The 12,431-nt window shown below is 74.5% G+C and carries 10 protein-coding genes; 3 read left to right on the top strand and 7 right to left on the bottom strand.

The annotated features are described in order from the left end of the window. Positions 1-635 (bottom strand): maltotransferase domain-containing protein (locus tag CHF16_RS06045; RefSeq protein WP_245868243.1); only part of this gene is annotated, 635 nt, incomplete at its 3' end. A 317-nt stretch (positions 636-952) separates the two neighbouring features. On the opposite strand from CHF16_RS06045, the gene glgP reads away from it, so the two are divergent. Then, complete coding sequence (glgP, locus tag CHF16_RS06040) at positions 953-3,601, top strand: alpha-glucan family phosphorylase (RefSeq protein ID WP_089324880.1); 2,649 nt, start codon at positions 953-955, stop codon at positions 3,599-3,601. On the opposite strand, the gene CHF16_RS06035 is transcribed toward glgP, so the two are convergent. The 4 genes from CHF16_RS06035 to CHF16_RS06020 are packed head-to-tail and all read right to left on the bottom strand — an operon-like array spanning position 3,598 to position 6,233. Continuing rightward, entirely contained in the window at positions 3,598-4,209 is a 612-nt protein-coding gene (locus CHF16_RS06035; protein WP_089324879.1) for a hypothetical protein, read from the bottom strand. The genes glgP and CHF16_RS06035 overlap by 4 nt on opposite strands. Beyond that, positions 4,206-4,463 carry a helix-turn-helix transcriptional regulator gene (locus CHF16_RS06030; protein ID WP_089324918.1) on the bottom strand — a complete coding sequence of 86 codons (258 nt, stop codon included), beginning with the start codon at positions 4,461-4,463 and terminating at the stop codon, positions 4,206-4,208. The genes CHF16_RS06035 and CHF16_RS06030 overlap by 4 nt, the downstream gene beginning before the upstream one ends. A gap of 52 nt (positions 4,464-4,515) precedes the next feature. Next, complete coding sequence (locus CHF16_RS06025) at positions 4,516-5,379, bottom strand: ABC transporter permease (protein WP_089324878.1); 864 nt, start codon at positions 5,377-5,379, stop codon at positions 4,516-4,518. After that, the gene (locus CHF16_RS06020; RefSeq protein ID WP_089324877.1) at positions 5,379-6,233 is read right to left on the bottom strand and encodes an ABC transporter ATP-binding protein; all 855 of its coding nucleotides are present in this window, start codon (positions 6,231-6,233) and stop codon (positions 5,379-5,381) included. The genes CHF16_RS06025 and CHF16_RS06020 overlap by 1 nt, the downstream gene beginning before the upstream one ends. A 119-nt stretch (positions 6,234-6,352) precedes the next feature. Between CHF16_RS06020 and CHF16_RS06015 the strand changes: the two genes are divergently transcribed. Both CHF16_RS06015 and CHF16_RS06010 read left to right on the top strand, forming a co-directional pair. Next, complete coding sequence (locus CHF16_RS06015) at positions 6,353-7,522, top strand: sensor histidine kinase (RefSeq protein ID WP_245868241.1); 1,170 nt, start codon at positions 6,353-6,355, stop codon at positions 7,520-7,522. Between the two features lie 43 nt (positions 7,523-7,565). Then, complete coding sequence (locus tag CHF16_RS06010) at positions 7,566-8,435, top strand: alpha/beta fold hydrolase (RefSeq protein WP_089324876.1); 870 nt, start codon at positions 7,566-7,568, stop codon at positions 8,433-8,435. 60 nt (positions 8,436-8,495) lie between these two features. On the opposite strand, the gene CHF16_RS06005 is transcribed toward CHF16_RS06010, so the two are convergent. Next, positions 8,496-9,296 carry an SWIM zinc finger family protein gene (locus CHF16_RS06005; RefSeq protein WP_089324875.1) on the bottom strand — a complete coding sequence of 267 codons (801 nt, stop codon included), beginning with the start codon at positions 9,294-9,296 and terminating at the stop codon, positions 8,496-8,498. Beyond that, positions 9,296-12,337 (bottom strand): DEAD/DEAH box helicase, encoded by a 3,042-nt coding sequence (locus CHF16_RS06000; protein ID WP_089324874.1) that lies wholly within the window; start codon positions 12,335-12,337, stop codon positions 9,296-9,298. The genes CHF16_RS06005 and CHF16_RS06000 overlap by 1 nt, the downstream gene beginning before the upstream one ends. Between the last annotated feature and the right edge of the window lie 94 nt (positions 12,338-12,431).

Genomic DNA, 12,431 nt, shown 5'->3' with positions numbered 1-12,431 from the left:
GTGCCCGGGGTCGGGCCGCGGCGTCCCATCGGGTCGAACGTCGCGCCTTCGGAGCGGGGGAAGAACTCGTACCAGGCGCCGTACAGCGCGCGCTGGCGGTGGACCACCAGGGGGTACCAGTCCGACACCGTCAACAGATCCCGCAGCGGATGCTGCTCCAGCACGGCCGCCACGTCCGGGTCGGCGGCGGCCTCCATCCGTTCGGTGACCGGGACGGTCTCGTCGCCGAGGCACTTCGCCAGCCGGTCCAGGGTCGGCATGTCCTTGCTCGGGACGGCCTCGGCCGCGCGCTCGAACAGCAGGGCGCCCTCGGTGAGCATGAGCTCGACGTCCAGGCCCTGGGGCACTTTGATCTGGGCGTCGTGCCACCAGTGCGCGATCGGGTCGCCCCACGCCTCCACCCGGAACGACCACGAGCCCATCCCGGTCGGCGTCACCAGCGCCGACCACCGGTCCAGCCCCTCGCCGACCTCGGCCATCCGCTCACCGGGCAGCTCCTCGCCGTCCGGCGTGCGCAGCACCACCGCCGCGCCCAGCCGCTCGTGCCCCTCCCGGAACACCGTCGCCGACACCTCGACGGTCTCACCCACCACGGCCTTCGCCGGCCACCGGCCGCACTCCACCACCGGCGACACGTCCAGAATCGGAATGCGCCCCAGTCTCGGAGATCCGGTCATATGGGATGTTCCGGACTCGACGTGCATGCCCTCCCCCTACCCGAGCGGGACTTCCGAAACGTCCCATGCCCGCGTCGCGGGGGCTACTGCACAGTAGTTTTGCATAACTTTAAGTGGTTCCCCGACCCCGATCGGTGACCGTCCGAACGGGCGAAACTCTCCGCGCAGCCGGGGGTTTTCGCGGCTCAGGCGGGTACGGTGCCTTCGATCCGCGCGCCGGCGGCCTACCCGCGGCCGTCGCGCCGAGCCGATTCCTACGCTTAGCGTGGTGTTGTGTGAAGGCAATCCGACGTTTCACGGTCCGCACCGTCCTCCCCGAGCCGCTCCGGCAGCTCGAGGAACTGGTCCTCAACCTGCGCTGGTCCTGGCACCACGAGACGCTCGACCTGTTCCGCGCCGTGGACCCCGCGCTCTGGAAGGCCGTCCACCACGACCCGGTCCGGCTGCTCGGCGAGGTCTCCCCGGAGCGGCTGGCGCAGCTCGCCGAGGACCGGCGGTTCCTGCGCCGCCTCCAGGACACCGCCGAGGACCTGCACGAGTACCTGACCGCGCCCCGCTGGTACCAGGCGCGGTTCGACGTGGGGGGACGCCGGTCCGCGTCCGACGGGCCGGACGCCGGGGAGCGTGAGCGCGCGCCCGCCTGCATCGCCTACTTCTCGCCCGAGTACGGCATCACCGCCGCGCTGCCGCAGTACTCCGGCGGCCTCGGCATCCTCGCCGGCGACCACCTGAAGACGGCGAGCGACCTCGGCGTCCCCATCCTCGGGGTCGGGCTGCTGTACCGGCACGGCTACTTCTCCCAGTCGCTGTCCCCGGACGGCTGGCAACTGGAGCGCTACCCCCCGATCGACCCCAACGGGCTCCCGCTGACCCTGCTCCGCGAGCGCGACGGGACGCCGGTACGCGTCACCATCGGCCTCCCCAAGGGGAACGCCCTGCGCGCCCAGGTCTGGGTCGCGCAGGTCGGACGCGTCCCCCAGCTGCTCCTGGACTCCGACGTCGAGGACAACGACCAGGCCGGCCGCGACGTCACCGACCGGCTGTACGGCGGGGGCGGCGACCACCGGCTGCTGCAGGAGATGCTGCTCGGCATCGGCGGCGTCCGCGCGATCCGCGCCTACTGCCGCATCACCGGCCACCCGGCGCCCGAGGTGTTCCACACCAACGAGGGCCACGCCGGGTTCCTCGGCCTGGAGCGCATCCGCGAGCTGGTGGCGGGAGAGGGGCTGACCTTCGACGAGGCCCTGGAGGCGACGCGCGCGGGCACCGTCTTCACCACGCACACGCCCGTCCCCGCCGGGATCGACCGGTTCCCCCGCGAGCTGATCAGCCGGTACTTCGGCGGCGCGAACGAGGAGCGGCAGGTCCCCGTCGACCGGGTCCTCGCGCTCGGCGCCGAGGACTACCCCGGCGGCGACCGCACCGTGTTCAACATGGCCGTGATGGGGATGCGGCTCGCGCAGCGCGTCAACGGCGTCAGCGAGCTGCACGGGCGCGTCAGCCGGGAGATGTTCGGCGGCCTGTGGGGCGGGTTCGACACCGCCGAGGTCCCCGTCGGGTCCATCACCAACGGGGTGCACGCCGGGACGTGGGTGGCCCGCGAGGTGCTGGAGTTCACCGCCCGCGAGCTGCCGTCGGTGATGGAGAGCGGCCGCGGCTGGGAGGGCGTCCGCGCCGTCTCCGAACCGGAGATCTGGCGGATGCGCGCCCTGCTGCGCCGCCGGCTCGTGCTGGACGCGCGGCGCCGGCTCCGCGAGTCGTGGCGGCGGCGCGGCGCCGGCGAGGCCGAGGTCTCCTGGATCGACGACGCGCTCGACCCGGACGTCCTGACGATCGGGTTCGCGCGCCGCGTCCCGTCCTACAAGCGGCTCACGCTGATGATGACCGACCCGGACCGGCTCCGCTCCATCCTGCTGCACCCGGAGCGGCCCGTGCAGATCGTCATCGCCGGGAAGGCGCACCCCGCGGACGAGGGCGGCAAGCGCCTCATCCAGCAGATCGTGCGGTTCGCCGACTCCGAGGACGTCCGGCACCGCATCGTGTTCCTGCCCGACTACGACATCGCGCTCGGGCAGCTCATGGTGCAGGGCTGCGACGTGTGGATGAACAACCCGCTGCGCCCGCTGGAGGCGAGCGGCACGTCCGGGATGAAGGCGGCGCTGAACGGCGGGCTGAACCTGTCGATCCTCGACGGCTGGTGGGACGAGTGGTACGACGGGCAGAACGGCTGGGCGATCCCGTCCGCCGACGGCCTGTCCGGCCCCGACCGGCGCGACGAGCTGGAGGCCGCCGCGCTGTACGAGCTGATCGAGGACCACGTGTCCGTCACGTTCTACGACCGGGACGGCGCCGGGCTGCCGCGCCGCTGGCTGGAGATGGTCAAGCACACCATCGCCACGCTCGGCCCGAAGGTCCTCGCGACCCGGATGCTGCGCGAGTACGTCGAGAACCTCTACGCCCCGGCCGCCGCGGCCGAGCGGGCGATGACCGCGGGCGACCACGCCGGGGCGCGGGAGCTGGCCGCGTGGAAGCAGCGGGTCCGCAAGGCGTGGCCCGGCGTCGCGGTCGAGCACGTCGAGTCCAACGGGGAGGAGAGCCCGCAGGTCGGCGCGCGGCTCGCGGTCCGGGTCGTGGTGGACCTCGCCGGCCTCGACCCGGACGACGTCGCGGTGGAGGTCGCCTACGGCCGGGTCGACGAGACCGATACGCTCGTCGAGCCGTCCTACCTGGAGCTGTCGGATGCCGGGCCGGCCGACGGCGGGCGCCGCCGCTACGCCGGCGACGTCCCGCTCGGGCGCAGCGGCGCGTTCGGCTACAGCGTCCGGGTGGTGCCGAACCACCCGCTGCTGCCGACACGGGCCGAGCTGGGCCTCGTCGCGCTCCCACCCGCCCCGCAGGGCATGACGAACGGCGACCTGCGCTAGGCGGCGCCCGCTCCGTCCTGCCCGTCCTCCTCCTCGTCTTCCTCTTCCTCGTCTTCGTCGTCCGGCGGGTCGGGCGTCTGCCACGTCGCGACGACGAGCGGGAGGTACACGTGCGTCGCGAGCATGGCGAACAGGATCAGGAACAGCGCCGCGCCGGGGATCTGCGACTCGCGCCCCTCGGTGTCGGCGAGGCTCGTCACGACCAGCACGAGGACCATCACGAACGTGGTCGCCCGGTGCGCGGACGCGTACGCGCGGAGCCGGGCGATGAGCTGCCGCTCGTCGAGCTCCTCCTCCCGCCGGGTGGTGAGGCCCCGGGTCACCGCGAGCAGGTGGCCCGCGAGCGGGAACCCGACCACGACCAGGACGCCGAGGATCACGAAGTTCACGATCATCGCGGTGTCGCTCGGCGCCAGCACCCACGAGACGGCGGCGTCCACCCAGAACAGGCCGAGCGTGACCGCGCCCGCCCCCGCCAGCACCCGGCGGGGGCGCCGCCGCGCGTAGCGGGCGGGCAGCCGGCGTTCCAGCCGCTCGTCGAGGGCCGCGCGGCGCTCCGCGCGCAGCCGCCGGGACCGCTCGCGCCACCCGGTGGAGCGCTTGGTCATGATGTGCCTCCGATACGCGGGAAGGGTTTCAGGGAGAAGACGACCTCGACCGGCACCTCGAAGTACTCGGCGATGCGCAGGGCCAGGTGGAGGCTGGGACTGTACTCGCCCCGCTCCAGGTAGCCGATCGTCTGGTAGTGGACGCCCAGCGCGGCGGCCAGGTCGCGGCGCGAGACGCCGCGCTCCGCCCGCAGCACCGGGATCCGGTTGTAGACGGTCTCCTTGTCGGCGGGCGCCCCGCCGGCCTTGCGGATCACGGCCGGCACCTCCGCGTCGCCACCGGCACCGCCGCCGGTACCGCCCGGGTCACAGCGCGCCCTGCGCGGCGCGGCGCTCGCGGCGCGCGGCCAGCCGGGCCCCGGACTCGCGGCGCGTCGCGCGCAGCAGCACCCACGGCGCCAGCAGCAGCCCCGCGGCGGCCCAGGCCCCGAGGACGGCGGCGGTCTCCGGCAGGCGCCAGGTCCCGCCTATCTCGGCCGCCGCCATCGCGTCCGGCAGGAACACCGACCGCAGCCCGAGCCCCTGCCAGTACAGCGGGAAGAACTGTGCGGCGCTCTGCACGGCCTCCGGCAGCCGCGCCACCGGGAACATCACCCCGGAGACGAGCATGAGCGCCATCACCGGCAGCGACAGGATGCTCGCCGCGTTCCGCGGACCGGGCAGCAGCGCCCCGAGGGCGGCGCCGAGCGGCACGACCGACAGCGTGCCCAGCGCGAGCACCCACGCCAGGGTCAGCCAGTCGGCGGGCGCGGCCGGCAGCCGGAGCCCGGCGACCGCCGCGCCCGCGACCAGCATCAGCAGCACGTACAGGGCGATCTGCAGCAGCACCGAGACCGCGCGGCCGGTCAGGTAGGCCGCGGGCCCGCCGGGCACCGTGCGCAGCCGCAGCAGCGTCCCCTCCTCGCGGTCGGCCGCGATCCCCATCGGCAGGTTCAGCAGCGCCGCGGAGAACACCGAGAACGCGACGAACCCGGCGGTCATCAGGACGGCCTGGGACTCCCCGGTCCCCTCCACGACGGTGTCGCCCTGCCAGCGGACCAGCAGCACGTACACCCCGACCGTGCCGATCAGCGCGGACACCAGCTCCCTCCGGCTGCTCAGGAACTGGACGTGCTCCGTCCAGCCGCGGCGCAGCCCCATCCTCATCGCCCGCAGGCCCGGCGCGCTCATCAGGCGGCCTCCTTCCGTGACACCAGATCGAGGTAGCTCTCCTCCAGCGACGGGCGCCGGATCTCCAGGCCCGGCACCGGCCCGCCGAACCGGCGGTGCAGTTCGAACGCCAGCGCGGACGGGTCGGCCGTCCGCTCGGCGCGCGGTGCGCCGTCCTCCAGCCAGCGGACCTCCGAGGCCGCCCGCACCACCGACGCCAGCGCCGACGGGGTGCCGCAGACCCGCACGGCGCCGTCGACGAGGATCGCGATGCGGTCGGCGAGGCGCTCCGCCTCGGCGAGGTCGTGCGTCGTGAGCAGGACGGTCATGCCGTCCTCCCGCGCGAGCCGCTCGACCAGGCCGTGGAACTCGCGGCGCGCCTCCGGGTCGAAACCGGCGGTCGGCTCGTCCAGGAACAGCAGCTCGGGACGGCCCACGATGCCGAGCGCGATGTCGAGCCGCCGCCGCTGGCCGCCCGACAGCCGCCCCACCGCCTGCCCGGCCTGCGCGGTGAGGCCCATGGCCTCCAGCAGCTCGTCCGGGTCGTGCGGGTGCGGGTAGAACGCGGCGATGTGCGCGAGCAGCGGCCGCACGTGCCAGCGCGGGTGGTCCTGCCAGTCCTGCAGGACGACGCCGAGCCGCGCCCGCCACGCGACGCCGCCCGTGCCGGGGTCGGCGCCGAGCACCGCGACCTCGCCCGACGTGCGGCGCCGGAACCCCTCCAGGATCTCGATCGTGGTGGTCTTCCCGGCGCCGTTCGGCCCGAGCAGGGCCACCACCTCGCCGGCCCCCACGTCGAGGTCGACACCGCGCAGCACCTCGGTGCGCCCGTAGCGCATCCGCAGGTCCCGCGCCCGGATCACCGGTTCGCTCATCTGGCGCGCACCCCCATACGGGAACTTGGATCATTGACCCGACTTCTACTTCTGTTGATAGTAGATGTACTACATCCCATCGCACTCTCGCAAACATACGAACCTGGCAGGATGGGCATGTGCGACTGGCGAAACCCCGCGAGCGCCCCGTCCCGTGGACTCCGGGCCCGCGCTCGGTGAACGCGCTCCTGGCCGGCGGCTCGTTCGCGATCATGACCGTGCTGACGCTCGTCTCGGTCAGCACGGGCCCGGACGAGCGCATGCCCCTGCACGGCTGGCTGCTGATGGCCGTCGCGTGCGGGGCGCTGTACTTCCGCCTGAGCCACCCGGTCGCGGTCGCCGTCGCCACGTTCGTCGCGTGCGGCGCCTACTACCCGCTGGTCGAACCGGACGGCCCGCTCGTCATCACCTTCGTGATCGCGCTCTACACGGCGGCGGCCGAGGGGCACCTCGTGGTGTCCTCCGCGCTCACCGGGCTGTCGGTCGCCGCCGCCGTCGCCGCCGACCGGTACGACGACATCAACCACCTCGCCGACGCGGCGTCCTTCCTGCTCGCCGGCTGGTTCGTCGCCGTCGTCGCGATCGGCGGCGTCGTCCGCAACCGCCGCGCCTACCTGCGCGAGGCCGAGGAGCGCGCCCGGGTCGCCGAGCGCGGCCGGGAGGCCGAGGCCCGCCGCCGCGCCGTCGAGGAGCGGCTGCGCATCGCCCGCGAGCTGCACGACGTCCTCGGCCACAACATCTCGCTGATCAACGTGCAGGCCTCCGCCGCGCTGCACGGCCTGCGCCGCGAGCCCGAGCGCGCCGAGGCCGCCCTCACCGCGATCAAGAAGGCGAGCAAGGAGACGCTCCGGGAGATGCGCGCCACCCTCGGCGTCCTGCGGCGCGTCGACGAGGCCGCGCCGGTCGCGCCCGCCCCGGGCCTCGCCCGGCTGGACGAGCTCACCGGCGGCATCGCCGCCGCCGGCCTGATGGTCCGCACCGAGACCGAGGGCGAGCCGCGCCCCCTGCCCGCCGAGACCGACCTCGCCGCCTACCGGATCGTCCAGGAGGCCCTCACCAACGTGACCCGGCACAGCGCCGCGTCCACCGCCGTCGTCCGCGTCGCCTACGCCGGCGCGCACGTGACCGTCACCGTGGAGGACGACGGCGAGCAGCCGCCGGGCGCGCCCTCGAAGGACGGCAGCGGCATCCGCGGCATGCGCGACCGCGCCGAGTCCCTCGGCGGCACCCTCGAGGCCGGCCCCGCGCCGGGCGGCGGCTTCACCGTCCGCGCCGAACTGCCGATCTGACGCGCCGCGATGAGTTTCCGGCGCCCGCGTGGTCAGTACCGGCATGAGCACTGAGCACACACTCCGCACACCCGAAGCCGACCTCGTGTACGACGTCCACGGGCCGCTGCCGCCCGCCGGCGGGCGCCCGCCGCTGGTGATGATCGGCCAGCCGATGGACGCCACCGGCTTCCGCACCCTCGCCTCGCACCTCCCCGACCGCACGGTGGTCGCCTACGACCCGCGCGGCCTCGGCCGGAGCACCCGCAGGGACGGCCGGGACGACCACGACCCCGTCACCCAGGCCGGCGACGTGCACGCCCTCATCGAGGCGCTCGGCGGGGGACCGGTCGAGATGTTCGCCAGCAGCGGCGGCGCGGTCACCGCGCTCGCCCTCGTGGCGGCGTACCCCGGCGACGTCTCCGTCCTGGTCGCGCACGAGCCGCCGGTCCTCCCGGTGCTGCCGGACGCCGAGGCCGCCTTGCGCGCGCGGGCCGCCGTCCGGGACGTCTACGAGAGCAAGGGCGGCGGCGCGGGCATGGCGGCCTTCATCGCGATGACGTCGTGGAAGGGCGAGTTCACCGACGAGTACTTCGCCCAGCCGGTGCCCGACCCCGCCATGTTCGGGATGCCCTCCGAGGACGACGGCTCCCGCGACGACCCGCTGCTGTCCGACCGGTCATGGGCGGTCAGCGACCACCGGCCCGACGCCGAGGCGCTGAACGCCGCGCCCACGCGGGTCGTGATCGCGGTCGGCGAGGAGTCCGAGGGCGTCCTCACCGGACGCACCGCGGTCGCGGTGGCCGAACTGCTCGGCACGCCCGCGACGGTGTTCCCGAGCCACCACGGCGGCTTCCTCGGCGGCGAGTTCGGCCAGGCCGGGCAGCCCGCGGCCTTCGCCGCGAAACTGCGCGAGGTCCTCGACGCGGGCTGACGGGCGGGCGGCGCGCCGCCCGCCGGTCAGCCGGAGTCGCCGGTCAGCCGGAGTCGCCGGTCAGCCGGAGTCGTCCTGGGCCGCGAGGGCCTCGTAGGCGGGGGCCAGGACGTCCGGCAGGGACCGGCGGCGGATCCGCACCGGCGGCGGCGCGGCCACCTGCAGCACGAAGCCGGGCGGGACCGGCGGCGCGGGCGGGCGCTCGCGCAGCCGCGCCAGGCCGGACGGCGGCGTCCAGAACCCGGCGGCCGTCAGCGGCTCGTCCTCGACGTCCAGCGGGTCGGGCTCGGACGCGCCGCCGCGCCGCAGCGCGGCCAGGAGCCGGTCGCGGCCGCGCCCGTTCCACTGGAGGATGAGGAACGGGTCGTCGTCGAACGCCTCCGCGAGCAGGTACAGGACGGCGGCGGAGTGCTTGCACGGGTCGCCCCAGTCGGGGCAGTCGCACATCAGGTGCAGGTCGGACGCCGAGCCGGGGAACAGCGCGAGGCCGAGCTCGGCGAACACCCACTCGATCTCCGGCGGCATCTCCCCGGCGAGCAGCCGGGCCCGGAACACCGCGCGGGACGCCAGCTCCCGCTCGACGGCCCGCCAGTCCGCCTCGTCGATCGCGTCGATGCCGAGCGCCACCTCGTAGGGCTCCGGCGCCGAGCCGCGCACCTTCGCGGTGACCTCGTACGGCTCCACGCGCAGGTCGAACACGTTGCCCTTGCGGGCGTAGGTGCGGCCGCGCTGGAGGCGGCCCTTGTCGGCGAACGACTCGACGAGGTCGATGAAGCGCCGCGACCACCACTCGGTGCCGATCGAGCCGCGCTTGTTGCGCGCCCGGATGCCCTCGACGCCCTCGGAGCCGGCGTCGTCCATCAGTCGCTCACCGCCTCGGGGGACAGCCGCAGCACATCGCGCAGCTCGGCGACCGACAGCTCGGTGAGCCAGTCCTCGCCGGTGCCGACGATCGACTCGGCGAGGGCCTTCTTGCGCTCGATCATCTCGTCGACGCGCTCCTCCATCGTGCCGACGCAGATGAACTTGCGGACCTGGACGTTCCTCGTCTGGCCGATGCGGAACGCCCGGTCGGTGGCCTGGTCCTCGACGGCGGGGTTCCACCAGCGGTCGACGTGCACCACGTGGTTCGCCGCCGTGAGGGTCAGGCCCGTCCCGGCCGCCTTCAGGGAGAGCAGGAAGACCGCGGGTTCGGGATCGTCCTGGAACCGCTGGACGAGGTCGTCGCGGGCCTGCTTGGACGTCCCGCCGTGCAGCCACAGCACGGGCCGTTCGAGGCGCGCGGCGAGGTAGGGCTGGAGCATCGACCCGAACTCGGCGTACTGGGTGAAGACGAGGGCCTTCTCGCCCTGCTCCAGCACCTCGGCGCAGATCTCCTCCAGGCGCTGCAGCTTCCCCGAGCGGCCGGGCAGGCGCGAGCCGTCCTTGAGCAGCTGCGCCGGATGGTTGCAGACCTGCTTGAGCTTCGCCATCGTCGCCAGGACGAGCCCGCGCCGCTGCTTGTCGTCGGCCTCGGCGATCTGCTGGAGCATGTCGTCCACGGTGGCCCGGTAGAGGGACGCCTGCTCGGTGGTGAGGTTGCAGTAGACCTTGATCTCCTGCTTCTCCGGCAGGTCGGAGATGATCGACCGGTCCGTCTTCAGGCGGCGCAGGATGAACGGCTGCGTGGCCCGCTTGAGCGCCAGCGCCGCCTGCTCGTCGCCCTCCCGCTCGATCGGGATCGCGAACCTGCGCCGGAACTCGGCGCGCGGCCCGAGCAGCCCCGGGTTCGCGAACTCCATGATCGACCAGAGCTCGGTGAGGTGGTTCTCGACCGGGGTACCGGTGAGCGCGATCCGGGTGCGCGCCGGGATGCTCCGCACGGCCCGCGCCTGCCGCGTCCCGCTGTTCTTGAGCGCCTGCGCCTCGTCGCAGATCACCCGCCCCCACTCGACGGCGGCGAGCGCCTCGGCGTCCCGCGCAGCCGTCCCGTAGGTGGTCAGCACCAGATCGGCGCCCGCGACGGCCTCGACGAGGCCGTCACCGCGGTGCCGGCCCGTCCCGTGGTGGACGTGGACGCGCAGCTTGGGGGTGAACTTCGCCGCCTCCCGCTGCCAGTTCCCCACCAGCGACATCGGCAGGATCGCGAGCGTCGGACCGGGGCGGGCGCCGCGCTCCCGCTCGTGCACGAGCAGCGACAACACCAAGATCGTTTTGCCCAGGCCCATGTCGTCGGCGAGCAGGGCGCCCAGCCCCAGGCCGTCCATGAACGCCAGCCAGGAGAGGCCGCGCTCCTGGTACGGGCGGAGCTCGGCGTCCAGCTCCTCGGGGGTGCGCATGGGGGTGAGGCGGCGGTCGGCCTCGCCGGACAGCAGGTCGCCGAGCGGGCCGCCCGCGTCGACCTCGGTGAGGGGCAGGGCGTCGTCGCCCGCGTGGACGATCGCGCGGATCGCCTCGGCGGCGGTCATCCGGCCCCGGCGCGGGTGGCGCAGGAAGTCGAGCGCCGCTTCGAGCTGCCGCTCGTCGAGCTCCACCCACTGGCCGCGCAGCCGGACGAGCGGGGTCTTGAGGCGGGCGAGCTCCTCCAGCTCGGCCTCGTCGACGGTCTCGTCGCCGATGGCGAGGTCCCAGCGGAAGTCGACCATGCCCTTCAGGTCGAATCCGGACGGCGCCGCGGCGCCGGAGGACGCCTCGGGGTCGTCGGTGCGGGTGGTCAGCTTCATGCCGAGCTTCGCCTTGCCCGCCCACTGGGGGAGCAGGACGCCGAAGCCGGCGGCGGCGAGCATCGGGGCCGCCCGGCGCAGGAAGCGGAACGCCCCCGCGGTGTCGAGCACCAGCTCGGACGGGGCCGGGCCGTCCAGCGCGGGCGCCATGTCGGGGAACAGGCGCAGCGCGCGGCCGAGGCCGCCGAGGAGGGTCTCCTCCGCGTCCGGGACCGAGGTGGCCTCGCCGTCCCAGACCAGCGCGGCCGGGACGTAGAGGCTGGGGTCGTCGGTGCCCTGGAGCGCGAACTCGACCCGCCAGGAGTCGCCGTCCGGCTCCTCGCGGGCCGCGGCCTCGCCGGCCCCCTCCGGCTCGCCGAACGGATCCGGCGTGCCGAACTCCTCGGCGCCGGGCTCGGCGAGGCGGAAGCAGACGCGCAGCGGGCCGGACGGGCGGCGCGCGGCGGCGGCCCACGCGTCCAGCTCGGCCATCAGGTCGGACGGGTCGTCGCGGGGTTCGCGGGCGACGGCGGCGGACGGCCCGGTCAGCGCCATCACCCAGCGCTCGGCGAGCGGCAGCCGGTCGGGCTCCTTGCGCCGCGACACCAGCAGCGGATGCGGGACCACGCCCCGGACGGCGGTGTCGACCAGCCCCGACAGCGCCTCCCGCAGCACCTCGGCGGCGGGGCGCCCGCCGTCGGCGGCGCGGCACGCGGCGGGCATGGCGCGCACGAGGTCGCGGAAGCGCGCCGGGTCGTCGATCACCGGGCGCCACCGCGCCACGAGGTCGCCGTCCTCGCGCAGCAGGGCGGGCAGGACGTGGCCGCGCCCGGCGAGGTGGACGGCCTCGTCGGCGAGCAGGCACAGGAACCGCAGGTCGGTGCCGGGGACCACGTCGGCGGCGTGCTCGGCGGCCTGGAGCAGCGCCATCGCCGGGAACGGTTCGAGGACCAGCGCGGGCACCCGCCACGGCCGCAGCTCCGGCTCGTCGCGCACCGGCTCGGGGCCCAGCTCGGCCGAGGGCAGCGGATGGTCGCCGCGGGTCGGCAGCGTCATCGACAGCTCGACGCGGAACCCGGTGCGGACGAGCGGCTCGTACGACGTCCCGGTGAAGTCGCGGGTCGCGAAGGGGTGGACGTCCGGGGAGGGCTCGTACGGGCCGGTGCGCTCGGCCCACAGGCACAGCGCACCGCCATGCCAGGTGGCGTGGGCGACGAGCATGGTCCCCGAAGCTACCAGCAGCCTCCGACACCTCGCCCCGTCCCAGCCGCCGCACCCGCCGCTGGTTAGGCTCGGGAACGTTCACCGCCGGATG

The sequence above is a fragment of the Actinomadura meyerae genome (assembly GCF_900188445.1).
In the GTDB taxonomy this organism is placed as follows: Bacteria; Actinomycetota; Actinomycetes; order Streptosporangiales; family Streptosporangiaceae; genus Spirillospora; species Spirillospora meyerae.
This window is presented reverse-complemented; position numbering and strand designations above follow the sequence as displayed.